The organism is Streptomyces xiamenensis, from assembly GCF_000993785.3.
Lineage (GTDB): Bacteria > Actinomycetota > Actinomycetes > Streptomycetales > Streptomycetaceae > Streptomyces > Streptomyces xiamenensis.
Genome location: NZ_CP009922.3, coordinates 1,251,497 through 1,274,704 on the forward strand (window position 1 = coordinate 1,251,497; position 23,208 = coordinate 1,274,704).

General features: G+C 71.7%; 22 protein-coding genes. 13 read left to right on the forward strand and 9 right to left on the reverse strand.

Annotation, left to right across the window (positions count from 1 at the left end; genetic code table 11):
- Nucleotides 1-38 precede the first annotated feature (38 nt).
- Nucleotides 39-1,097 carry a LacI family DNA-binding transcriptional regulator gene (locus SXIM_RS05625; RefSeq protein ID WP_030734690.1) on the forward strand — a complete coding sequence of 353 codons (1,059 nt, stop codon included), beginning with the start codon at nt 39-41 and terminating at the stop codon, nt 1,095-1,097.
- A gap of 91 nt (nt 1,098-1,188) precedes the next feature.
- Complete coding sequence (locus SXIM_RS05630; RefSeq protein ID WP_030734693.1) at nt 1,189-2,007, forward strand: phosphatase PAP2 family protein; 819 nt, start codon at nt 1,189-1,191, stop codon at nt 2,005-2,007.
- Here the strand turns inward: SXIM_RS05630 and SXIM_RS05635 are convergent.
- On the reverse strand, nt 1,992-5,030 hold the full coding sequence (locus tag SXIM_RS05635) for a bifunctional [glutamine synthetase] adenylyltransferase/[glutamine synthetase]-adenylyl-L-tyrosine phosphorylase (protein ID WP_046723133.1): 3,039 nt from the start codon (nt 5,028-5,030) through the stop codon (nt 1,992-1,994). The genes SXIM_RS05630 and SXIM_RS05635 overlap by 16 nt on opposite strands.
- Nucleotides 5,027-6,388 (reverse strand): glutamine synthetase family protein, encoded by a 1,362-nt coding sequence (locus SXIM_RS05640; protein ID WP_030734699.1) that lies wholly within the window; start codon nt 6,386-6,388, stop codon nt 5,027-5,029. Before SXIM_RS05640 ends, SXIM_RS05635 begins: the two co-directional genes overlap by 4 nt.
- Nucleotides 6,389-7,064: 676 nt before the next feature.
- Here SXIM_RS05640 and SXIM_RS05645 point away from each other — a divergent pair.
- Genes SXIM_RS05645 through SXIM_RS27270 form a run of 5 tightly spaced genes read left to right on the forward strand, consistent with a single transcriptional unit; the run spans nt 7,065 to nt 11,476 of the window.
- The gene (locus tag SXIM_RS05645; protein WP_053116087.1) at nt 7,065-8,495 is read left to right on the forward strand and encodes an ATP-binding protein; all 1,431 of its coding nucleotides are present in this window, start codon (nt 7,065-7,067) and stop codon (nt 8,493-8,495) included.
- Between the two features lie 24 nt (nt 8,496-8,519).
- The gene (locus SXIM_RS05650; protein WP_234306915.1) at nt 8,520-8,930 is read left to right on the forward strand and encodes a roadblock/LC7 domain-containing protein; all 411 of its coding nucleotides are present in this window, start codon (nt 8,520-8,522) and stop codon (nt 8,928-8,930) included.
- On the forward strand, nt 8,927-9,325 hold the full coding sequence (locus SXIM_RS05655; RefSeq protein ID WP_030734708.1) for a DUF742 domain-containing protein: 399 nt from the start codon (nt 8,927-8,929) through the stop codon (nt 9,323-9,325). The genes SXIM_RS05650 and SXIM_RS05655 overlap by 4 nt, the downstream gene beginning before the upstream one ends.
- On the forward strand, nt 9,306-9,944 hold the full coding sequence (locus SXIM_RS05660; protein ID WP_030734711.1) for a GTP-binding protein: 639 nt from the start codon (nt 9,306-9,308) through the stop codon (nt 9,942-9,944). The genes SXIM_RS05655 and SXIM_RS05660 overlap by 20 nt, the downstream gene beginning before the upstream one ends.
- Complete coding sequence (locus tag SXIM_RS27270) at nt 9,941-11,476, forward strand: cytochrome P450 (RefSeq protein WP_030734714.1); 1,536 nt, start codon at nt 9,941-9,943, stop codon at nt 11,474-11,476. The genes SXIM_RS05660 and SXIM_RS27270 overlap by 4 nt, the downstream gene beginning before the upstream one ends.
- Here SXIM_RS27270 and SXIM_RS05670 read toward each other — a convergent pair.
- The 4 genes from SXIM_RS05670 to SXIM_RS05685 form a co-directional block, all read right to left on the reverse strand.
- Nucleotides 11,430-12,479 carry a terpene synthase family protein gene (locus SXIM_RS05670; RefSeq protein ID WP_052385343.1) on the reverse strand — a complete coding sequence of 350 codons (1,050 nt, stop codon included), beginning with the start codon at nt 12,477-12,479 and terminating at the stop codon, nt 11,430-11,432. The genes SXIM_RS27270 and SXIM_RS05670 overlap by 47 nt on opposite strands.
- 218 nt (nt 12,480-12,697) lie before the next feature.
- Complete coding sequence (pspAB, locus tag SXIM_RS05675; RefSeq protein WP_046723135.1) at nt 12,698-13,282, reverse strand: PspA-associated protein PspAB; 585 nt, start codon at nt 13,280-13,282, stop codon at nt 12,698-12,700.
- A gap of 50 nt (nt 13,283-13,332) precedes the next feature.
- Complete coding sequence (htpX, locus tag SXIM_RS05680) at nt 13,333-14,226, reverse strand: zinc metalloprotease HtpX (RefSeq protein ID WP_030734723.1); 894 nt, start codon at nt 14,224-14,226, stop codon at nt 13,333-13,335.
- Between the two features lie 168 nt (nt 14,227-14,394).
- Nucleotides 14,395-15,408: an endonuclease/exonuclease/phosphatase family protein gene (locus SXIM_RS05685; RefSeq protein ID WP_046723137.1), complete on the reverse strand. Its 1,014-nt coding sequence runs from the start codon at nt 15,406-15,408 to the stop codon at nt 14,395-14,397.
- Between the two features lie 232 nt (nt 15,409-15,640).
- On the opposite strand from SXIM_RS05685, the gene panB reads away from it, so the two are divergent.
- The 3 genes from panB to SXIM_RS05700 all read left to right on the forward strand — a co-directional run bounded on the left by panB (nt 15,641) and on the right by SXIM_RS05700 (nt 18,477).
- Nucleotides 15,641-16,522 (forward strand): 3-methyl-2-oxobutanoate hydroxymethyltransferase, encoded by an 882-nt coding sequence (gene panB, locus SXIM_RS05690; protein ID WP_046723138.1) that lies wholly within the window; start codon nt 15,641-15,643, stop codon nt 16,520-16,522.
- Between the two features lie 87 nt (nt 16,523-16,609).
- Nucleotides 16,610-17,629, forward strand: a complete 1,020-nt coding sequence (locus SXIM_RS05695; protein WP_046723139.1) for an ATP-binding cassette domain-containing protein — start codon at nt 16,610-16,612, stop codon at nt 17,627-17,629.
- Complete coding sequence (locus SXIM_RS05700) at nt 17,626-18,477, forward strand: ABC transporter permease (protein ID WP_030734735.1); 852 nt, start codon at nt 17,626-17,628, stop codon at nt 18,475-18,477. Before SXIM_RS05695 ends, SXIM_RS05700 begins: the two co-directional genes overlap by 4 nt.
- 40 nt (nt 18,478-18,517) lie before the next feature.
- On the opposite strand, the gene SXIM_RS05705 is transcribed toward SXIM_RS05700, so the two are convergent.
- From SXIM_RS05705 to SXIM_RS05715, 3 genes are all read right to left on the reverse strand, one after another.
- Nucleotides 18,518-18,751, reverse strand: coding sequence for a hypothetical protein (locus tag SXIM_RS05705; RefSeq protein WP_043177987.1), 234 nt, complete (start codon nt 18,749-18,751; stop codon nt 18,518-18,520).
- Between the two features lie 23 nt (nt 18,752-18,774).
- A complete protein-coding gene (gene npdG / locus SXIM_RS05710) occupies nt 18,775-19,485 on the reverse strand; it encodes an NADPH-dependent F420 reductase (protein WP_030734738.1) in 711 nt (236 codons plus the stop codon).
- A gap of 142 nt (nt 19,486-19,627) precedes the next feature.
- Nucleotides 19,628-19,879, reverse strand: coding sequence for a hypothetical protein (locus tag SXIM_RS05715; RefSeq protein WP_030734741.1), 252 nt, complete (start codon nt 19,877-19,879; stop codon nt 19,628-19,630).
- Between the two features lie 33 nt (nt 19,880-19,912).
- On the opposite strand from SXIM_RS05715, the gene map reads away from it, so the two are divergent.
- The 3 genes from map to SXIM_RS05730 all read left to right on the forward strand — a co-directional run bounded on the left by map (nt 19,913) and on the right by SXIM_RS05730 (nt 23,169).
- On the forward strand, nt 19,913-20,779 hold the full coding sequence (gene map / locus SXIM_RS05720; protein ID WP_046723140.1) for a type I methionyl aminopeptidase: 867 nt from the start codon (nt 19,913-19,915) through the stop codon (nt 20,777-20,779).
- Between the two features lie 82 nt (nt 20,780-20,861).
- Nucleotides 20,862-21,557, forward strand: coding sequence for a biliverdin-producing heme oxygenase (locus SXIM_RS05725; protein WP_046725453.1), 696 nt, complete (start codon nt 20,862-20,864; stop codon nt 21,555-21,557).
- 10 nt (nt 21,558-21,567) lie between these two features.
- Nucleotides 21,568-23,169: an alpha-amylase family glycosyl hydrolase gene (locus SXIM_RS05730; protein WP_030734753.1), complete on the forward strand. Its 1,602-nt coding sequence runs from the start codon at nt 21,568-21,570 to the stop codon at nt 23,167-23,169.
- Nucleotides 23,170-23,208 lie beyond the last annotated feature (39 nt).

Genomic DNA, 23,208 nt, shown 5'->3' on the forward strand with positions numbered 1-23,208 from the left:
GGTGGGCACGCACCGAGGCGGCCGGTAAGGTCCACTGGGTGACCGCACGGCTAGCTGACATCGCAGCCCAGGCGGGGGTCAGCGAGGCGACCGTCAGCCGGGTGCTCAACGGCCGGCCGGGCGTCGCCGCGGCCACCCGCGAATCCGTACTCGCCTCCCTCGACCTGCTCGGCTACGAGCGTCCCGCGCGGCTGGCCAAGCGCAGCGCGGGCCTGGTGGGGCTGATCACCCCGGAGCTGGAGAACCCGATCTTCCCGGCGTTCGCGCAGGTCATCGGGCAGGCGCTCACCCGGCAGGGCTACACCCCGGTGCTCGCCACCCAGACCCCGGGCGGCTCCACCGAGGACGAGCTGACCGGGATGCTGGTCGAACGCGGGGTGGCCGGGATCATCTTCATCTCCGGCCTGCACGCCGACACCTCCGCCGACGTGGAACGCTACGAGCGACTGCGCGGCAACGGGGTGCCCTTCGTCCTGGTCAACGGGTTCGCACCACGGGTGCGGGCCCCCTTCGTCTCCCCCGACGACCGGGCGGCCATGCGGCTGGCGATGAGCCACCTCATCTCGCTCGGCCACCGCAGGATCGGCCTCGCGCTGGGGCCGGCCCGCTTCGTCCCCGTCCAGCGCAAGATCGAGGGCTTCCTGCGCGGCGCCGCCGAGGACCTGGGAACCCCGGAGGACGAGGCGCGCGGGCTGATCGAGCACTCGCTGTTCACCCTGGAGGGCGGTCAGGCCGCGGCCACCGCCCTGCTGGAACGCGGCTGCACGGCGGTGATCTGCGCCTCCGACATGATGGCGCTCGGTGCGATCCGGGCGGCGCGGCAGCGCGGTCTCGCCGTCCCCGGCGAGGTGTCGGTGATCGGCTACGACGACTCACCGCTGATCGCCTTCACCGACCCGCCGCTCACCACCATCCGCCAGCCCGTCCCGGCCATGGGCCAGGCGGCCGTCAGGGCACTGCTGGAGGAGATCGGGGGCACCCCCACCCCGCACAGCGAGTTCGTCTTCCTGCCCGAACTCGTCGTCCGCGGCAGCACGGCCACCGCTCCCTCCGTCGTACGGGGAACCCCCTGGGGTCAGAACCCGACCGGAGGATGATCGGGCGGGCCTCCGGTCTCTGGCAGACTGTTCGACCATGGGGGCAACAAGCGTCGAGCCGGACAGTGAACAGCGAGTGGATGCGGGGAGCGTGACCGACAAGCAATCCGAGTCCCCGTCCCGGACGAGATGGCTGGGTTCGCTGCGCGTGCCGCGCCGCCCCCGCCTCTGGTTCGAGCTGCTGCTCATCGCCGTCAGCTACGGCGTGTACTCCATGATCCGCAACGCGGCGCCGACCCACGAGGAGCGGGCGCAGGAGCACGCGCGGCAGATCTGGGACTTCCAGAACAGCATCGGGCTGGGTTTCGAGCGCGCGGTCAATCACGGCATCGAGTCCGTGACCTGGCTGATCGTGCCCATGAACTACTACTACGCCACGCTGCACTTCATCGTGACCATCGGCGTGCTGGTGTGGGTCTTCCGCCGGCACCCCGGCCGGTACGGGGCGATCCGGCTGGTGCTGTTCGCCACCACCGGGATCGCGCTGATCGGCTACTACTTCTACCCGCTGGCCCCGCCGCGGCTGATGGCCGGCATGGACTTCATCGACACCGGGCGGGTGCACCAGACCTGGGGCTCGTTCCAGTCGGAGAGCATGCAGTCGGTCTCCAACCAGTACGCGGCGATGCCGTCGATGCACATCGGCTGGTCGGTGTGGTGCGGCATCACCATCGTGCTGCTGTCCAAGCCGCTGTGGGTGAAGGTCCTGGGTGTGCTGTACCCGACCCTCACGCTGCTGGTGATCGTGGCCACCGCCAACCACTTCTGGCTGGACGCGGTGGGCGGGCTGGTCTGCCTGGCGTTCGGCTTCGCGGTGGCCCGGACGTGGTTCGCCGAGTCCCCGTACCGGCTGCCCCAGCTGGTGCCGGACACCGTGCCGCGCGCGAAACGCGCTCAGTCACCGTCGTAGAACAGCCGCTCCACCACCGTACGGGCACGGCGCGTCGTACGGCGGTAGTCGTCGATCATCTGGCCGCCGCTGCCGGTGTCCTGCTGGCGGGCGGCGCCCGGCTCGTACCCCAGGTAGCGGGCGACGGCCGCCAGTTCGCGGGGGTCGGTGGGGAAGGTGTCCTGCGGCCTGCCGCGTACCAGCATCACCGCGTTGCGCACCCGTGAGGCCAGGATCCAGGCGGCGTCCAGCACGGCGGCGTCCTCGGCGTCCAGCAGCCCGGCCGCCTCGGCCGCGGCCAGGGCGCGGCGGGTGCGGGTGGTGCGCAGCTCGGGGAGTTCGGCGGCGTGCCGCAGCTGGAGCAGCTGCACGGTCCACTCGATGTCGGACAGTCCACCGCGGCCGAGCTTGGTGTGGGTGGTGGGGTCGGCGCCGCGCGGCAGCCGTTCGGCCTCCATCCGGGCCTTGAGCCGGCGGATCTCGCGGACGTCGCTCTCGCTCAGCCCGGCCTCGGGGTAGCGCAGCGGGTCGATGAGGGCGGTGAACCGCTCCCCCAGTTCCGGGTCTCCGGCCACCGGCTGGGCGCGCAGCAGCGCCTGGCTCTCCCACACCAGCGACCAGCGGCGGTAGTAGGCCGCGTAGTTGTCGAGGGCGCGCACCAGCGGGCCACCGCGGCCCTCGGGGCGCAGCGCGGTGTCGATGAGCAGCGGCGGGTCGCCGGAGGGCAGCTGGAGCAGCCGGGTGAGCTCGCCGGCGACGGCGAGGGCGGCGCGGTCGGCCTCGGCCCGGTCGGCCCCCTCGCGCGCCTCGTGGACGAACAGGACGTCGGCGTCGGAGCCGTAGCCCAGTTCGTGGCCGCCGAAGCGGCCCATGGCGATGATGGCGAACCGGGTGGGCAGCTCGTCGCCCCAGCGGGCCTGGACGGCGGCGCGCAGGGCGCCGGCGAGGGTGGCCGCGTTGATGTCGGTGAGGGCGTCGCCGACCTGGTCCAGGGCGGGGCCCTGGCCCTCGCCCGGGGGTGCCTCGGTGGGGCGGTAGGCGCCGACGATGTCGGCGGCGGCGGTGCGGAACAGTTCGCGGCGGCGTACGCCGCGGGCGGCGACGGTGGCGGCCTCGGCCGAGTCCGCGCGGCCGACGGCGGCCAGCACCTCCTGGCGCAGGGCGGTGGCGCCGCGCGGGGCGAGCCCGCCGGGGTCGCCGAGCAGGGCGACGGCCTCGGGGGCGCGCAGCAGCAGGTCGGGGGCGAGCCGGCCGGCCGACAGGACCCGGGCGAGGTTCTCGGCGGCGGCGCCCTCGTCGCGCAGCAGCCGCAGGTACCAGGGGCTGGTGCCCAGCGCGTCGGAGACCTTGCGGAAGCCGAGCAGTCCGGCGTCCGGGTCGGCGGAGTCGGCGAAGCGGTCCAGCAGGACGGGCAGCAGGGTGCGCTGGATGGCGGCCTTGCGGGTGACGCCGGAGGCCAGGGCCGTCAGATGGCGCAGTGCGGCGGCCGGGTCGGCGTAGCCGAGGGCGACCAGCCGGACCCTGGCGGCCTCGGGTGCCAGCCGTACCCCGCCGCCCTCCAGGCCGGCGACGGCGTCCAGCAGCGGGCGGTAGAAGAGCTTCTCGTGCAGCCGGCGCACGGCGGTGGTGTGGCGGCGCCAGGCGGCGGTGACCTCGGCGACCGGGTCGGGGGTCAGGCCCAGCGAGCGGCCCAGGCGGCGCAGGTCGGCCTCGTCCTCGGGCATGAGGTGGGTGCGGCGCAGCCGGTACAGCTGGATGCGGTGCTCGACGGTGCGCAGGAACTCGTACGAGTCGTGGAGGCTGGCGGCGTCCTTGCGGCCGATGTAGCCGCCCTCGGCCAGCGCGTGCAGCGCGTCCAGGGTGCTGGCGTGGCGCAGCGCGGGGTCGGTGCGGCCGTGCACCAGCTGGAGCAGCTGGACGGCGAACTCGACGTCCCGCAGCCCGCCGGGGCCGAGTTTGAGTTCGCGGTCGACGCGGTCGGCGGGGATGGACTCCTCGACGCGGCGGCGCATGCGCTGGACGTCGGGGACGAAGTTGTCGCGTTCGGCGGCGCCCCACACCAGGGGGGCGACGGCCTCGGCGTACCGGGCCCCCAGCTCCTCGTCGCCGGCCATCGGGCGGGCCTTGAGGAGGGCCTGGAACTCCCAGGTCTTGGCCCAGCGGTGGTAGTAGGCGAGATGGCTGGAGAGGGTGCGTACCAGGGGCCCGTTGCGGCCCTCGGGCCGCAGATTGGCGTCGACGGGCCAGATGGTGCCCTCGGCGGTGGTGTCGGAGCAGATCCGCATCATGCGGGCGGCGAGCCGGGTGGCGGCGCGCAGCGCGGCGGGTTCGGTGTCCTCGGCGGCGCCCTCGGGCGGTTCGGCGACGAAGATGACGTCGACGTCGGAGACGTAGTTGAGCTCCCGGCCGCCGCACTTGCCCATCCCGATGACGGCGAGCCGGCAGCCGGCGGCGTCCTCGGGGGCCTCGGCTGCGGCGATGCGCAGGGCGGCGCGCAGCGTGGCGGTGGCGAGGTCGGCGAGTTCGGCGGCGGTCTCGGTGAAGCCGGTGGTGCCGGTCATGTCGCGGGCGGCGATGGTCAGCAGGGCCCGGCGGTAGCCCACGCGCAGCGAGTCGGGGTCGGTGGCCTCGGCGAGGGCGGCGGTGAACTCCTCGATGCCGGGGTGCAGGTCGGCGGTGTCGAAGGCGGTGAGGGTGCGCCATTCGACGGGGTGCCGGGCGAGGTGGTCGCCCAGCGCCTCGGAGGCGCCGAGCACGGCCAGCAGGCGGTCGCGCAGGGGTTTGGCGGCCAGCAGGGTGTCGAGCAGGACGGCCCGGTCCCCTTCGGGCTGGGCCTCGGCGAGCCGGGTGAGGGCCGCCAGCGCGAGGTCGGGGTCGGCGGTGGCGGCGAGCGCGTCGAGCAGCACGCCGTCGTCGCCCACCGGGTGCAGCGCCTCGTGGTCCAGCAGCAGGGAGGCGGCGCGCGGGTCGGTGAACCCGCGGCGCGCGAGCTGGCTGAAGCGGCCCTGCCGCCGGCCGCCGAAGGGGGTGCCGGGTCCTGTCACAGCGCGGGCAGGTTTTTGCGCAGCTCGAAGGCGGTGACCTCGGAGCGGTACTCCTCCCATTCCTGGCGTTTGTTGCGCAGGAAGAAGTCGAAAACGTGCTCGCCGAGGGTTTCGGCGACGAGTTCGCTGTGCTGCATGAGGTTGATGGCCTCGCCGAGGTTCTGCGGCAGCGGCTCGATGCCCAGGGCGCTGCGTTCGCGGTCGGTGAGCGCCCACACGTCGTCCTCGGCGCCGGGCGGCAGTTCGTACCCCTCCTCAACGCCCTTGAGGCCGGCGGCCAGCAGCAGGGCGTAGGCGAGGTAGGGGTTGACTCCGGAGTCCAGGGAGCGCACCTCGACGCGGGTGGAGCCGGTCTTGCCGGGCTTGTACATGGGCACCCGGATGAGCGCGGAGCGGTTGTTGTGGCCCCAGCAGATGTAGGAGGGGGCCTCGCCGCCGGCGCCGGCGGTGCGCTGGGTGCCGCCCCAGATCCGCTTGTAGGAGTTGACCCACTGGTTGGTGACGGCGGAGATCTCGCCGGCGTGCCGCAGGAGTCCGGCGATGAAGGAGCGGCCGATCTTGGAGAGCTGGTACTCGGCGCCGGTCTCGTGGAAGGCGTTGCGGTCGCCCTCGAAGAGGGAGAGGTGGGTGTGCATGCCGGAGCCGGGGTATTCGGAGAACGGCTTGGGCATGAAGGTGGCCTGGACGCCCTGTTCGAGGGCGACCTGCTTCATGACGAGGCGGAAGGTCATGATGTTGTCGGCGGTGGACAGGGCGTCGGCGTAGCGCAGGTCGATCTCCTGCTGGCCGGGCGCGCCCTCGTGGTGGGAGAACTCCACCGAGATGCCCATGGATTCGAGCATGGAGATGGCCTGGCGGCGGAAGTCCATGCCGATGTTCTGCGGGGTGTGGTCGAAGTAGCCGGAGGAGTCGGCGGGGGTGGGGCGGGAGCCGTCCACCGGCTTGTCCTTGAGCAGGAAGAACTCGATCTCGGGGTGGGTGTAGAAGGTGAAGCCGAGGTCGGAGCTCTTGGCGAGGGCGCGCTTGAGGACGTAGCGGGGGTCCGCGTAGGAGGGGGATCCGTCCGGCATGAGGATGTCGCAGTACATCCGGGCGGTGCCGGGGGATTCGGCGCGCCAGGGCAGGATCTGGAAGGTGGAGGGCGCGGGTTTGGCGATCATGTCGGACTCGTGGACGCGGGCGAAGCCCTCGATCGCGGAGCCGTCGAAGCCAATGCCTTCGTCAAATGCCTGTTCGAGCTCGGCGGGGGCGACGGCGACGGACTTGAGGAAGCCCAGCACATCGGTGAACCACAGCCGGACGAACCGGATGTCCCGCTCCTCCAGTGTCCGGAGCACGAACTCCTGCTGCTTATCCATGGCCACCATCCTCGCAGGTCACAACGCTCATTCTGGCGCACGGAAGCTCATCCGTCGCCCCCCAGTATCAGGGCATCCGGTTTCCGGGGCATTGCCGGTGCGGCACGGCGTGGGGTACGGGGGCCGTGCGGGGGGTGCGGCGCGGTCGCGGCGGGTGTGACCGGCGGGGTACGGCGGGCCGGGTGCGGGGGCGTCGCGCCGCTGGTCATATGCGTGCGGCCGGGTGCCGAGCGGGGGCGGGTCCGGCGGGGCTGAGCCGAACCGGCCACCCGCCCGACAAGCTTTGGCCATGGTTACGCGGGGAGTGTTTCAGGGCGCGCACCGGCGCATCCGCGCAGCTCATCGGCTTGTCAGCACCCCTCGCGCCCCCGCTCACGGACTCGTTCGGGGGACGTTTGACGAACTCGCTGCGCCGGGGGCTTGCGGCCCCGTACTCTCCCTGTCACATAGCGAGTTGTGGCCACTACAGCTAGTCGCGGCTGGGTGGCCGCTGCCCGTGAGCGGACGCATGTATGTCAGAGGCATACCCCCTCCTCATCCGCAACTGCCGTCCCCAGCCCCCGCCCTCTGTCCACTGTCGATCGCAACGCTAGTGAGGAAGCCCATGGTGCGAGCCGGTTCATTACAGCGGAGTGAGCGCCCCCCGCGCCCCGGAGCGTGGATCGTTCCGCCCGCCGTGACCGTCATCGGCGCCGTCGTCGCGCTGCTGCTGGTGAGCAGCGAGCAGCGGGTGGCCGTCGCCTGGTGCGCGGTGGTGACCACGGCCCTGGTCACCGCTCTCTCCGCGGAGGCCGCACGCCGGGGCATGGCCCTGGCCGCGCTGAAGGAGCAGCTGGCCACCGAGCGCGCGGCACGCCGCAAGGAGGCCCACCACCTCGCCTGGAAGATCTTCCCGGTGGTGCTCGACAAGGTGCAGGACGGCGCCTCGCCCTCCGAGGTGGCGCCCCGCGACCACAGCGAGCTCTCCAGCGACCCGGAGATCGGCGCCTCCTACTACACGGCGCTGTTCAAATCGGGGATCGCGGTCCAGGAGCGCGAGCACGCCAAGGACTCCGCCAACCGCGCCATCGTCAACATCTCCTGCCGCATCCAGTCCGAGATCCACCGCCTGCAGGACGACATCAACAAGATGCAGTACCGGCACGGCGGCCCGGAGATCCTCGGCGACCTGATGCACCTGGAGCACGGCATCAACGTCACCGGCCGCTTCGCCGTCTCACTGGCGGTGCTCGGCGGCGGCGCCCCGATGCGGCGCTGGCAGCGGCCCATCTCGCTGTACGACGTGATGCGGGCCGGCAGCGCCCCCATCCAGGAGTACCTGCGCGTCGAACAGCACCACGTCGCCGAGGTCGCGGTCATCGGCCCGGCCGCCGAATCGGTCATCCTGGTGCTCAGCGAACTGCTGGACAACGCCTGCCGCTACTCCCCGCCCAGCACCTCGGTCGTGATGAACACCGAGGAGGTCGCCGCCGGCGTGGAGATCTCCATCGAGGACAAGGGGATGGGGCTCACCGAGGAGTCCCGCAAGCACGCCGAGTTCCTGATGAAGCAGGCCGCCGACGGCCTGGACCTCTCCGACCTCGGCGAGACCGCCCGGGTCGGGCTGCGGGTCGCCTCCATCCTGTCCAACCGGTTCGGGCTGCGGCTGACCCTGCGCCCCTCCACCGGCAACGGCGTACGGGCGGTGGTCTTCGTACCGCAGGAGCTGCTCACCCAGCTGCCCGAGCCCAAGTACCCGATCCCCGGCATGCGCCCCAAGCCGCACCCGGTGATGGCACCCGGCCTGGCCCGGCCGGTCGACGAGGACGAAGAGATCGAGTACGAGCGCAACGAGAACGGGCTGCCGCAACGGCACCGCAACCGTGCCTTCGACAACCCACGGCGCGCCGCCGCCACGCAGGCCGCCCGCCAGCAGCCCGCCCCGGCGCCCGCGCCCGATCCGGTGGACGCCCGGGACCGGGCCGCGGGCAAACCGGCCCGCCAGGTCGAGTCGGGGCTGTGGGTCTCCGACTTCTTCGCCGGTCTGGCCGCCGCCGACGGCGGGCACCCCAGCGGCACCGACCATTCCTCCGCCGATCAGCCGACCGGCAAAGACCTCCGGAAGTAAAGGGTGTAACAGGTGGTAGAGCACGTGACACAGCGGCTGATGAACATGGACTGGATGCTGAAGGACCTGGCGGCCACCGTCCCCGGCATCCGGCACATCGTCCTGCTGTCCGCGGACGGCCTGTGCATGGCCCAGCACGGAGACGACCGGGACGCCGGTGAACGGCTGGCCGCCGCCGGATCCGGCATCAAGTCCCTGGCGCAGTCCGTGGCGATGGAGTTCCCCGACGAGGAGAACGACGTACGGATGGTGGTGCTGGAGCTGACCGGCGGCTTCTTCTATCTGATGTCGGCCGGCTCCCGCTCGTACCTGGCGGTCACCGCCAGCGCCGAGGTGAGCGCCGCCATGGTCAGCCAGCGGATGCGGGATCTGGTGCTGCGGCTCGGCGAGCACCTGTCCAGCGCGGTGCGAGCCCCCGAACAGGCGGCGCCATGAGCCGGAAACGGCGGGAGGACGGCGGTGGGGCGGGCGGTCAGGAGGAAGAGGCCCCCGTACCGCTGTATGTCATCACCGGCGGGCGCAGCGAGGGCAAGGAGGACCATTTAGTCCTGGATCTGGTCACGCTGGTCGTGTCCCGATCCGCTCCCACTTCCGGTATGCACCCCGAGCAGGCGGCCATTCTGCGGATGTGCGGCAACCCCCTGTCCGTGGCCGAGATCTCCGCGTACATCGATCTGCCGTTCAGCGCGGTCAATGTGCTGCTGGCGGATCTGCTGGCCAACTCCCATGTGGAGGTCAGGGAAGCGAGAAGTGCGGCGCCCCAGCGCACCGCGACGGATCCCGATATCGACACCCTGAAGGCATTGATCGATGGACTACAACGGCTCTGACCTTTCCCTGGGCCCACGGCCGGAGGATCTGCTGCCCGCCTCGACGGAGAAGTCCGTCAAGGTGGTGATCGTGGGTGGCTTCGGCGTCGGCAAGACCACGATGGTCGGCTCGGTCAGCGAGATCCGCCCGCTGACGACCGAGGAGACCATGACCCGCGACAGTGTCGGCGTCGACTCGCTGCACGGGGTGGAGCGCAAGACGGAGACGACCGTCGCCATGGACTTCGGCCGCATCACCCTCAACCAGCAGCTGGTGCTCTACCTGTTCGGCACCCCGGGGCAGCAGCGGTTCTGGTTCCTGTGGAACGGCGTGATCGAGGGGGCGCTGGGGGCCGTGGTGCTGGTGGACACCCGCCGTCTCGAGGACAGCTTCCAGGCGATGGACCGGCTGGAGGCGGGCAACGTGCCCTTTGTCGTGGCGGTCAACAACTTCCCCGACGCGCCGCTGCACTCGGTGGCGGCGCTGCGCTCCGCGCTCGACCTGGGCGAGGACGTCCCCCTGGTCAACTGCGACGCGCGCATGCTGGAGTCCAGCCGCGACGTGCTGCTGACCCTGATGCGTCATCTGTACACCAATGCCACCCGAGGCACCCAAGCACCGTCGGAGGTCACACGATGAGCGCGCCAGCCGCCGATCCGTCCGGTTTCGGGCCGACGGGCGCGCAGCCGCCACCCGGCTGTCCGGCGCACGCGGGGGGCGCCCCGGCGGGGCGCGGGTACCCGGTCGGGCCGTACGGGCCCGGCGGGGTGGTCCGGTTGTACGGCCCCGAGGCGTCGGCCGATCCGGTCGGCCTCTACGAGCGGCTGCGGACGGACCACGGGCCGGTGGCCCCGGTGCTGCTGGAGGGCGACGTACCGGCCTGGCTGGTGCTGGGCTACCACGAGATCCTGGAGGTGTGCCGCAATCCGCGCCGCTACAGCCGGGACGGCCGCAACTGGCGGGACTGGCAGAACGGGGTGGTGGGGGCGCACGACGCGATCGCGCCCGTGCTGGCCTGGGGGCCGGACGCCACGCACCAGGACGGCTCGGTCCACCACCGGCTGCGCGGCGCCGTCAACGAGTCCCTCGAACGGTTCGACCGGCGGGCGATCCGCCGCCTGGTGGCCCGGTACTCCAATCATCTGATCAATGAGTTCGTGGACGCGGGCGAGGCGGAGCTGCTCGCCCAGTACGCGCAGCAGGTACCGATGCGGGTGATGGGGCGGCTGGCCGGTCTGGAAGAGGAGGACGGGCCGCCGATGACGGAGGCGGCGCGGCAGTTGCTGATCGGCACCGAGAAGGCGGTGACGGCGGATCAGTTCATCCAGCGGCGGCTGCGGGAGCTGGTGGCGGCCAAGCACGACGCCCCCGGGTCCGACCTGGCGAGCTGGCTGATCGAGCACCCGGCCGGTCTGTCGGACGAGGAAGTGCTGCACCATCTGCGGCTGGTGCTGGTGTCCGCCAACGAGACGACCACCAACCTGATCGTCAACACGCTGCGGGTGGTCTTCACCCATCCCCGCTTCCGCGGCTCGCTGCACGGTGGCCGGATGACGCTGCCGGCGGCGGTGGAGCAGGTGCTGTGGGACGAGCCGCCGATCGCGGTGTGCCCCGGCGGCTTCGCGATGTTCGACATGGAGCTGGGCGGACAGCACATCAAGAAGGGCGACGCGATGCTGCTGGGCCTGGCGGCGGGCAATGTGGACCCGGTGGTCCGGCCCTCGCCCGGGGCGATGATGTACGGCAACCGCTCGCATCTGTCGTTCACCAGTGGGGCCCACGAGTGCCCCGGCGCGGACATCGGGCGGGCGATCACCGGTTCGGCGATCGAGGCGCTGCTGTACCGGCTGCCGGACATCCATCTGACCATCGAGGCGGACGAGCTGAGCTGGTCGGCGTCGACCTGGTCGCGGCATCTGGAGCGGCTGCCGGTGCGGTTCACCCCGCGCGACGCGCCGAACCCGATCGCGCCCATCCGGTTCACCCCGGAGGAGCTGGGGCACCGGGCGGTGGCCCACGCGGCGGTGCAGGACCGGCTGGCCCGCGGAGCGCGTACGGAGTCGGGGGTGCTGACGGCGGTGCGGGACCCGGCCGAAGCCGGTGCCGGGTCCCGCTCCGAGGCGCTCAGGGACGAGCGGCGCGGCTGGTGGAACCGGCTGTGGGGCCGCTGAGCGCGTCCTCGCGCCGAGTGGAGCCGATGTCGCCCGGGATCACCTCGATGCCGATGTTCTCGGTGGCGTAGCGGGCCGAGGCGGTGCCCCAGCGCTGATTGCCCGTCATCCAGTGCCGCAGCCCCGCGATGTGGCGGGCGAGCCGCCGGCCCTCGGGCCCGGCGGCATGCCGCTCGGTGAGGGTGCGCGCGGTGTCCTGGAAGCGGTGCACGGCGTCCCCCACCAGGGTGCCGACCCGCTCCAGGGCCTCGGCGCGGGAGCATCCGCGGCTGCGCTGGGTGATGAGCACCAGATTGTGCGGGTCGCCCTGGGCCTCCTCGCGTTCCAGGGAGTGCACGTCGTTGCACAGGAAGATCACATCGGTGGCGCAGCGCAGCAGCGTCTGCACGCCGGTGCTCCAGTAGAGCTCCTCGGAGAGCTCGAAGTGCCCGGCGCGTTCGATGAGGTCGAAGCAGGGGCCGGTGCCCACGGCTTCGCGGCGCAGGGTGATGTAGGTCTTCTCGTCCAGGACGGCGCCCGAGCGGCGGTTGTGGGCCTCCTCCACGTAGGCGCGGAAGAAGCGGGTGTAGGTGGCGGCGGCCCTGGTGCGCCAGGCGGCCGACATGCCCTGGGCGCTGCGCTGCCACACGTCGGTGTAGGCGCGGGTGAGCGCGGTGTCCAGGGCGGGCGGGGTGCCGGGGACGCGGTAGGGGATGGCGGCCAGTTCGGTGCTGAGCCGGGCGACGTGCTCGGGGTCGTTGCCGCGTGGTCCATCGAACTGGTCGTCCAGCGGGAAGCCGATGCAGACCGCGTCGGTGACCAGGTCGAGGTCGGCGCCGCGGGCTTCCGGGTAGGCGTATCCGGCGAGATCGGTGAGCAGCCACTCCCGGTAGCGGCTCAGGGCCCGCTCGCCGCGTACCAGTCCATGGGCGCGGATCCAGGCGAGGTGGTGCTCCCCGGCACGGGCTGACTCTGGATTCGATCCGGCCTGGAACGGCAGGTGGAAGGTGACGTTCTGTGGCATGAGACCTCCTCTCTTCAGCCCCTCCCATGAACAGGTGTTCATTCCTGGGGCGTGAAGTTCCTTGCCCTGCTCCCTTTTCCGGCAATCTATGCCCGCATGATCCTGACCGAATATTTGCGTTTGGAACGGATCATTCCGCTTATGTGACCTCGGTTGGCGTTATCGGCCGGGTCAGGGGCGCAGGAAGAGGTGGAGGAGGTAAGGCCGCCGGGGCTCGGCTACAGGCCGGGGGCGCCCCAGACCGGGAACCAGCGGCTGAGGTCCTTCTCCAGCCGCAGATCGTTCTCCAGCAGTCCGCGCATCTGGAGCTCCAGCGGGGTGTCCCGCCGCTCGCCGCCGCCCGGCACCGGCGCGAAGGGATAGAAAGTGCCCCGCTTGTACAGGTAGACGAGGGCGAGCGGGCGGTCCCGGTCGTCCTTGAAGCCGATCAGCGAGCACAGCAGCTGCGGGCCGAAGCCGCCGTCCTGGAGCAGGGTGTTCACCGCGTGCAGATCGTTGACCAGACCCGCCGCGTCGGAGGGGTCGTGCTCGGCGAGCAGCCAGGTGTAGCCGTAGCCGTCCTGGCTGAACTTCACCGGCACCCCGCCGGCGGGGGTGTCGGCGTCCAGCAGCCCCCGTACGTCGTCCTGGATGCGGGCGAACGCCCCGCCCTCCACGCTGGCGAAGCACACCGAACCGAGCCCGGTGGGGGCGAACCCGGCGCCCGCTTCGAGGGTCAGCGCCGCGGACGGCACCGCGAACAGCTGATCGAGATCGGGTTTCACCGGCTTGCTGCGGCCCAGGATGATGTCGAGGAAGCCCACGGGAGGATCAGCACCTTCACGGTTGACGGCTGGCGACGGCGCTGCCGATCCTACGGGCGCCCCAGCTCCGCCGAGATGCGGCCCAGCTGGTCCAGGCGCTTCTCCAGGCTGGGGTGCGAGGAGAGCAGATTGCTCAGGCTCTGGCCGGAGACCGCGGGGGCGAAGTAGAAGGCGTTGAACGGCTCCGCCTGCCGCAGGTCACGGGTGGGCACCCGCGCCATCTGGCCGGAGATCTTGGTCAGCGCGGAGGCCAGCGCCGAGGGGCGGCCGGTCAGCAGCGCGCCGGCCCGGTCGGCGGCCAGCTCCCGGTAGCGGGAAAGCAGCCGGGTCAGCAGATAGCTCAGGACGTACACGACGGCGCTGATCAGCGGGATGAGCAGCAGTGCGATGTTCTGGTTGTTGCGCGAGCGGCCGAGGCCGCCCCACAGGGCCATCCGGGTGATCAGCCCCGCCAGCACCCCGAGGAAGCCGGCGATGGTCATCACCGCGACGTCGCGGTGTGCCACGTGGGACATCTCGTGGGCCAGCACGCCCTCCAGTTCGTCGGGCTCCAGGCGGCGCAGGAGCCCCGTGGTGACGCACACCATCGACTTGTGCTGGCTGCGCCCGGTGGCGAAGGCGTTGGGGACATCGGTGTCCGCGATCGCGACCTTGGGCTTGGGCATGTCCGCCAGGGCGCACAGCCGGTCCACGGCGCCGTGCAGCTCCGGGGCCTGCTCGGGGGTGACCTCGCGGGCGCCCATGCTGTACGCGGCGATCCGGTCGCTGAACCAGAACTGGGCGACGAAGACCGCGCCCACGATGATCACGATGAGCGGCCAGGCCTTGCCCAGCAGGACGATCATGACCCCGACGAAGACCACATACAGCAGCCCGAGCAGGAACATGGTGGTCACCATGCGGTTGGTGAGCCCACGGTCCGGGGCGAAACGGGTACGGGCCATGTCTGTCGTGTCCTCCTGACGGGGGCGGTCCCCGCCATCAAACATAGACCGCCGGGCGGCGAACCGGAGCGGACCGGGACCACCGGGGCCACCGGGAGCACGGGCAGCTGCCCGCTCCCCCGCCCGGAGAGCGCCCGTATCCCGCCCGGCGGCCGGCCGCCGCCGGGGTCAGAAGTCCAGCCGGGCCGCCACCGGGAGGTGGTCACTGCCGGTGGCGGGCAGGGTCCAGGAGGAGACCGGCTCCAGCTCACGCACCAGGATCTGGTCGATGCGGGTCACCGGGAAGTTCGCCGGCCAGCTGAAGCCGAAGCCCGCGCCCGCCGCGCCCTGGGTCGAGCGCAGCTGGGAGGTGAGCGGGGCCAGCGCGCGGTCGTTCACCGTGCCGTTCAGGTCGCCCAGCACCAGCAGCCGGCTCAGCGGCTCGTCCGCTATGGCACGGCCCAGCAGCTCGGCGGCGTCGTCGCGCTGCTCGGCGGTGAACCCGGCCCGGAACTGCACCCGTACCGAGGGCAGGTGCGCCACCAGGACGGCCACCTCGCCACTGTCCGTGTGCACGGAGGTACGCAGCGCCCGGGTCCAGCCCATGCCGGTGTCCAGCTCGGTGGTCTCGCTCAGCGGCAGCCGGCTCCACAGCCCGACCGTGCCCGCCACCGTGTGGTATGGGTACTCCGCGGCCAGGGCTTCCTCATAGGTGGCCACGTGCCGCTGGGGCAGCTCCTGGAGGGCGATCAGGTCGGCGTCGCTCGCCGCCAGGGCCGCGGCGGTGCCGGCCGGGTCCTGGTTGTCGGCGTCCACGTTGTGGCTGACCACCATCAGGGCGCCGCCGCTGCCGGTCTTGTCCAGCAGCAGTCCGCCGAAGAGGTTCAGCCACACCAGCAGGGGCACCAGCAGGGCCACCAGCGCGGTGGCCGAGCGGCGCAGCGCGGCGCAGGCAGCCAGCACCGGGATGGCCAGGCCGGCCCACGGCAGGAACGTTTCCAGCAGGCTGCCGAGGTTCCCGATCCGGTTGGGGACCCGGGAGTGCAGCAGCATCACCAGCGCCAGCACCACCGCCACCACGGCGATGATCACACCACGTCGCCAGCGGCCCACCCGATCGCCCCAGCGCGCGGGCTCCCGGGGCGCCTTGGGCGGCTCCGGCGATTTCTCGTCGTCGTCACCCGGGGTGTCCACCACTGCCATGCGCCGCCCTCGCCAACCGTCGCTCTGTGCCCTCGGAACCTTACGCGAACCGGGACTCCCGAAGCGCATCCGTGCAGGCCGCCGGGGTGTACTTCCGGCTCACAGCAAGGACGTTCACACGACCGTGCCGGGTTCCGCCCCATCTGCTTCCCGTGCCCGGGGATCGGTGCGACCATGGGAAGCGATCCGGGGACGCCGTACGGCGCTTCGAGACGATGAATGGAGCACAACGATGACGCAGCACAACGCTGCCCAGGCTCCGCGCGAGCCGCGCGAACCGGGACTGTACGGGGGCAGGAACAGCCGCCGTATCACCGTACGTGACATAGCGGCCGCGAAGCGACGCGGCGAGAAGTGGCCGATGCTCACCGCGTACGACGCGCTGACGGCCTCCGTGTTCGACGAGGCCGGCATCCCGGTGATGCTGGTCGGCGACTCCATGGGCAACACCCACCTCGGGTACGACTCCACGGTGCCCGTCACCCTCGACGAGATGACCATGCTGTCGGCGGCCGTGGTGCGCGGCACCAAGCGCGCGCTGATCGTGGGCGACCTGCCGTTCGGCTCGTACCAGGAGGGCCCGGCGCAGGCGCTGCGCAGCGCCACCCGGCTGCTGAAGGAGGCCGGTGTCGGGGCGGTGAAGCTGGAGGGCGGTGAGCGCTCGGCCGATCAGATCCGGCTGCTGGTGGAGGCCGGCATCCCGGTGATGGCGCACGTGGGCCTCACCCCGCAGTCGGTGCTGGCCTTCGGCGGCCACCCGGTGCAGGGCCGCGGCGAGGAGGCGGCCCAGCAGCTGCTGCGCGACGCGAAGGCGGTCCAGGACGCCGGGGCGTTCGCGGTGGTGCTGGAGCTGGTGACGGCCGAGCTGTCGGCGGAGGTCACGCGGTCGCTGCACATTCCGACGGTCGGCATCGGGGCGGGCGCCGAGTGCGACGCGCAGGTGCTGGTGTGGACGGACATGGCCGGGATGACGGACTGGCCCGGCGGCCGGATGCCGCGCTTCGTCAAGCAGTACGCGCAGCTGCGCGGGGCGCTCGGGGACGCCGCCAAGGCGTTCGCGGAGGATGTGGTGGCGGGCACCTACCCGGCGCCCGAGCACAGCTTCCGTTCCTGAGCGTTCCCTGACCGGCCGATCGCCCGCGGCCGGGGGTGTCGTCACTCTGTCGGTGGTTTGTCGGTGGTCCCTGGCAGGCTGGGGCGCATGACGCGAGAAAACACCCCCGGCCGCGGGCGGAACGCCGTCGAGGTCCGCGGCCTGGTCAAGCATTTCGGGGAGACCAGGGCCGTCGACGGCATCGATCTCGACGTCCGCGAGGGCACGGTGATGGGCGTGCTCGGCCCCAACGGCGCGGGCAAGACCACGCTGGTGCGCTGCCTGTCCACCCTGCTGATACCGGACGCCGGCACGGCGGTCGTGGCGGGCTACGACGTGGTGCGCCAGGCGCGCCAGCTGCGCCGCACCATCGGGCTGACCGGCCAGTACGCCTCGGTGGACGAGAAGCTCTCCGGCTGGGAGAACCTGTACATGATCGGGCGGCTGCTCGATTTCTCCCGCGCCGATTCCCGCAAGCGGGCGGACGAGCTGCTGGAGCGGTTCTCCCTGACCGAGGCCGCCCGGCGGCCGGTCGGCAAGTACTCCGGCGGGATGCGGCGCCGGCTGGACCTGGCGGCGTCGATGATCGGCCACCCCCGCGTGCTCTACCTGGACGAGCCGACGACCGGCCTGGATCCCCGGACCCGCAACGAGGTGTGGGACGAGGTGAAGCGGATCGTCGCCGACGGCAACACGGTGCTGCTCACCACGCAGTACATGGAGGAGGCGGAGCAGCTGGCGAGCGAGCTGACGGTGGTGGACCACGGGAAGGTCATCGCCGAGGGCACGGTGCGCGAGCTGAAGGCGAAGGTCGGCGGGCGGACGCTGCTGGTGCGCCCGGTGGACCGGGCGCAGCTGCCGCTGATGGCGGCGGCGGTGACCGAGGCGGGCCTGGACGGCATCGCCGGGGCGGGTACCGACGCGGCGGGTGAGGCGCTGAGCGTGCCGATCATCAGCGACGAGCAGCTCACGGCCGTGGTCGGGCTGCTGGGGGCACGGGGCTTCGGGATAGCCGACATCAGCACCCATCTGCCCAGCCTGGACGAGGTGTTCCTGTCCATCACGGGCAAGCCGGCCACGACGGCGGACGAGGCGGACGAGAAGGAAGAAGAGGCGGCCACGGCATGAGTGCGACGACGACACAGGCACGGCCGGAGCCGCGCCCGGAGCCGGTGCCCGCCGGGGAGCGGCAGTCGGACGACGGCCGGATCGGGGCGCGGGCGAATCTGCGGCACATCTCGGCGCTGATCCGGCGCAACGCGCTCCAGATCAAGCAGAACCCGGAATCGATGGCCGACGCGCTGCTGATGCCGATCGTGATGACCCTGCTGTTCGTGTACGTCTTCGGCGGGGCGATCGCCGGAGAGGCGGGCGGCTACCCCAACTGGATCGTGCCCGGGCTGATGGCCATGATGGGCCTGAGCCTGGCGATGTCCGTGGGCACCGGGGTGCACGAGGACTTCAGCAAGGGCGTGATGGACCGGTTCCGGTCGATGCCGATAGCCCGTTCCTCGGTGCTGATCGCCAAGGTGATCGTGGAGCTCGGCCGGCTGCTGGTCACCATGGCGGTGCTGCTGGTGGTGGGCCTCGCGGTGGGTCTGGAGCTCAACGGCCGGTGGGTGGAGCTGCTGGCCGCGGTCGGTCTCGCGGCGCTGTTCGGGGCCTCGCTGACCTGGATCTTCATTCTGCTGGGGCTGACGATGCGCAGCGCCCAGGCGATTCAGGGGATGGCGTTCATGGTGATGATGCCGCTGCAGTTCGGTTCGTCGATCTTCGTACCCACGGAGACGATGCCGGGCTGGCTGCAGGCGTTCGCGAACGTCAATCCGCTCTCGCAGCTGGCGGAGGCGTCCCGGAACCTGATCAACGGTGCCGGTGACGTGGCCGGCCCGGCGGCATCGGTGGTGCTGTGGTCGGTGGCGATCACGCTGGTGACGGCGCCGCTGGCGATCTCGAAGTTCCGCAAGAAGGTGTAGGCGCCGGGCACGGCCCGGGGAGGGCCGCCGCCGGCCGCGGTCAGCGGACGGTGGCGGCCCTCTTGTACGCGAACCAGGCGATGTTCGAGGACAGCCCGGCGATCAGCACCCAGACGATGCCCAGGAAATTGGCCTGGGCGAAGGAGACCACCGCGGCGGCCACCGCGAGGACGCAGACGGCCAGGGCGTACAGGGCGAGCCGCCGTGAGGAGCGGGCGGCCGCGGGGTCGGGGCCGGGTGTGGTGGTGTCGGGCGCGGGGGTGCTGGAAGACATGCTCCCCATTGTCCCCGAGCGGGTCAGATGTCGGTGAGCCGGACCCCGGCGTGTGCCTTGTAGCGGCGGTTGACGGAGATCAGGTTGGCGACGAGCGACTCCACCTGGTGGGCGTTGCGCAGCCGCCCGGCGAAAACGCCGCGCATGCCGGGGATGCGGCCGGCCAGCGCCTGGACGATCTCGCAGTCGGCGCGGTCCTCGCCCAGCACCATGACGTCGGTCTCGATCTCGGTGATCGCGGGGTCCTGGAGCAGGACGGCGGACAGGTGGTGGAAGGCGGCGGTGACCCGGGACTCGGGCAGCAGGGCGGCGGCCTGCTGGGCGGCGCTGCCCTCCTCCGGGACGAGGGCGAAGGCGCCCCGCTTGTCGAAGCCCAGCGGGTTGACGCAGTCGACGACGAGCTTGCCGGCGAGTTCGGTGCGCAGCGCGGTGAGGGTCTTGGCGTGGCCCTCCCAGGGGACGGCGACGATGACGATGTCGCTCTCGCGGGAGCAGCCGGCGTTGTCGAGGCCGCGGATCCCGAGCCCCAGTTCACCGGCGGCCGTCTCGGCCCGTTCGGCGGCGCGCGAGCCGATGATCACCTGCTGTCCGGCGCGGGCCAGCCGGTAGGCGAGCCCTCTCCCCTGGTCGCCGGTTCCGCCGAGCACCCCGACGACCAGACCGGAGACATCGGGCAGTTCCCAGGGGTCCTTGGGGGCGGGCTTGGGGGTGGCGGCGGCATCGTGAGAAGTCATGGGGCCGATCCTGCCACCCCGTCCCGGAGAACGAGCGGGGTGCCGGTCGGCAGGTCACCGATCCCGGGGCCGGGCGAGCGGCTCCCGATGGCGCCGCCCGTCCCGCCCGTCTCCGTCCTGTCCGGCGGGTCAGGCCGCCGGGTCAGGCCGGCGGGTCCTCCTCGTCCTTGAGCGGCTCGGGCTCGCGGTCGCGCCAGCGGGGGTCCTTGCGCCATTCCTCGTCCCGGGTGCGGGCCGTCTCGATCGCCCGGGCGGCCTCGCCCGGTGTGTCGTAGGGGCCAAGTCGGTCCTTGGCCGGGCATTCGGGGCCTTCTTCCACCTTCTGGTGCTTGAGGCAGTAGTACCACTCGCCGGCCTTGCCGGTCGTGGTCCGTCGTCGGAAGAGCGCAGCCATACCCCCATCCTGCCCGCCCGTAGACTCGCTGGCATGTCTGGCCAGTCTCTTCTTGTTCCCGGTACGGTCTCGCCGCAGCGGTCCGTCCCCTCCGTCATCCCCCGCCCCGAGTACGTGGGCAAGAAGGGGCCCACCCCGTACACGGGGCCCGAGGCGCAGGACGATGCCACGATCGAGCGGATGCGGCTGGCCGGGCGGCTCGCCGCGCAGGCCATGGCCGAGACCGCCGCGCACATCGCGGACGGGGTCACCACCGACAAGCTGGACGAGATCGCGCACACCTTCCTGTGCGACCACGGCGCCTACCCCTCGACCCTGGGCTACCGGGGCTTCCCCAAGTCGCTGTGCACCTCGGTCAACGAGGTCATCTGCCACGGCATCCCGGACAGCACCGTGCTGCGCGACGGCGATCTCGTGAACCTCGACATCACCGCCTATGTGGGCGGCGTGCACGGTGACACCAACGCCACCTTCTTCGTGGGCGGCGAGGCGGCCGCGGACGAGGAGTCGCGGCTGCTGGTGGAGCGCACCCGGGAGGCCCTCAACCGGGCGATCAAGGCGGTGCGCCCCGGCCGGCAGATCAACGTCATCGGACGGGTGATCGAGTCGTACGCCAAGCGGTTCGGTTACGGCGTGGTGCGGGACTTCACCGGTCACGGCATCAACCGTTCCTTCCACTCCGGCCTGATCGTCCCGCACTACGACGACCAGAACGCCACGACGGTGATGCGGACCGGGATGACGTTCACCATCGAGCCGATGCTCAACCTCGGCACCCACGAGTGGGAGATGTGGGACGACCAGTGGACCGTGGTCACCAAGGACCGCAAGCGCTCCGCCCAGTTCGAGCACACGCTGGTCGTCACCGAGGCCGGCGCGGAGGTGCTGACGCTTCCCTGAGGCCCGCATGTTTACCGACAACGTGTCGGCAAGAGCTTGACTTAGGTAAGCCTAAGTAGGGAGTATGGCGGGGCACGGCAGCATGCCGTGCCCCGCGCCATCGTCCCCGGAGGCCCCCTTGACCACGCCGCTCGCCGTCACCCCGTTCTCCGCCCAGATCCGCGAGGCCTCCCACGAAGCGCACACCGAGGCGGAGAACTCCTCCTTCATGAGCGACATGCTCGGCGGGAAGCTCGGCGTCGCCGCCTACCGCCGCTACACCGAGCAGCTGTGGTTCGTGTACCGCGCCCTGGAGGCCAGGAGCGCCGACCTCGCCGCCGACCCGGTGGCCGGCCCGTTCATCCGGCCCGAGCTGTCGCGCACCGCCGCCCTCGAAGCCGACCTCGACCACCTGCACGAGGGCCCCGGCTGGCGCACCGTCATCACCCCGCTGCCCGCCACCGAGACCTACGCCGCCCGCGTCACCGAGGTCGCCACCACCTGGCCGGCCGGCTACGTCGCCCACCACTACACCCGCTACCTGGGTGACCTCTCCGGCGGCCAGATCATCCGCGGCACCGCCGAGAAGACCTGGGGCTTCACCCGCAAGGGCCCCGGCGTCCACTTCTACGTCTTCGACGCCATCGGCAACCCCGCCGCCTTCAAGCGCGAGTACCGCCAGTCCCTGGACGACATCGCCGCCGACGGCCAGGAGCGGCTGCGCATCGTGGAGGAGTGCAAGCGGGCCTTCGCGCTCAACTCCTCCGTCTTCCAGGATCTGGCCACCGCCTGCCGTTAACGTGAGGGGCATGCCGCCCTTCAGCCCCCCACCGTCCTGGCTGGCCGACGCCGTTCTCTACCAGATCTATCCGCAGAGCTACGCCGACTCCAACGGGGACGGCATCGGCGACTTCGCCGGCGTCACCGCCCATCTGGAACACCTGTCCTGGCTGGGCGTCAACACCGTCTGGCTCAACCCGTGCTTCGCCTCCCCCTTCCGGGACGCCGGCTACGACGTCAGCGACTATCTCTCCCCCGCCCCGCGCTACGGCACCGAAGAGGACCTGGCGCGTCTGGTGGACGAGGCGGGCCGGCTGGGCATCCGCGTGATGCTGGACCTGGTCGCCGGGCACACCTCCGACGAGCACCCGTGGTTCACGGCCTCGGCACGGGACCCCGGCGACCACCGGTACATCTGGGCGGAGCCCGGCGCGGACGGCACGCTGCCGCCCCGCTTCGTCCGCTCCCCCGGCACCCGCCCCGGCGGCTATCTGCCGAACTTCTTCGAGAGCCAGCCCGCCCTCAACTTCGGTTACGCCCGCCAGGACGCGGCCGAGCCCTGGCGGCAGCCGGTGGACGCCGAGGGGCCGCGCGCCAACCGGGCCGCGCTGCGCGAGGTGATGGACCACTGGCTGCGGCTCGGCCTGGCCGGGTTCCGGGTGGACATGGCGCACTCCCTCGTCAAGGACGATCCGGGCCTGGTGGAGACCTGCCGGCTGTGGGGCGAACTGCGCACCTGGCTGGACACCACCCACCGGCAGGCCGCGCTGCTCGCCGAGTGGGGCGACCCGCAGATGTCGGTGCCCGCCGGGTTCCACGCCGACTTCCTGCTCCAGTTCGGCGGTCCCTCCGACGGGCTGCCGATGCGTTCGCTGTGGAACAACGGCACCGGCACCGTCCACCAGCACTGGGAGCAGCGCGACAGCTGCTACTTCGACGCCGGGGCGCGTGGCAGCGCCGAGACGTTCGTCTCGGCGTGGCGCTCGGCCACCGCGCTCATCGGGGACAAGGGCTTCATCTCGCTGCCCACCGCCAACCACGACTTCTCCCGGCTGTGCTGCGGCCCGCGCACCGCCGAGCAGTTGCCGCCCGCCTTCGCCTTCCAGCTGACCTGGCCGACGCTGCCCGCCATCTACTACGGCGACGAGATCGGCATGCGCTACCTCCCCGGGCTGCCCGACCACGAGGGAAGCGTGCTGGAGGCCACGTACAACCGGGCCGGCTCCCGTACGCCCATGCAGTGGGACGCGACACCGGGCGCCGGGTTCTCCACCGCCCCCGCCGACCGGTTCTATCTGCCGCTGGACCCGGACCCGGACCGCCCCGACGTCGCCACGCAGCGCGCGGACGAGAACTCGCTGCTGCACCTGGTGCGGCGACTGATCGCGCTGCGCGCCGGCACGCCCGAACTGGGCGGCCGGGGCTCGGTGGAGGTGCTCTCCACCGGCTATCCGCTGGTGTACGTGCGCGGCGGGCGCTACCTGGTGGCGGTCAACCCGGGGCTCGCGCCGGTCACCTTCCCGTACGGGACGGACGGAGGCACGCCGCGGCCGCTGGAGGTGAGCGGGGTGCGGATCAGGGACGGTGCGATCAGCGCGGACGGTTTCGGGTTCGGGATCTTCGCGCTGTAGGACTCCCGGGCAACGGCCCTTCCGCTGGAGCCCACTCCA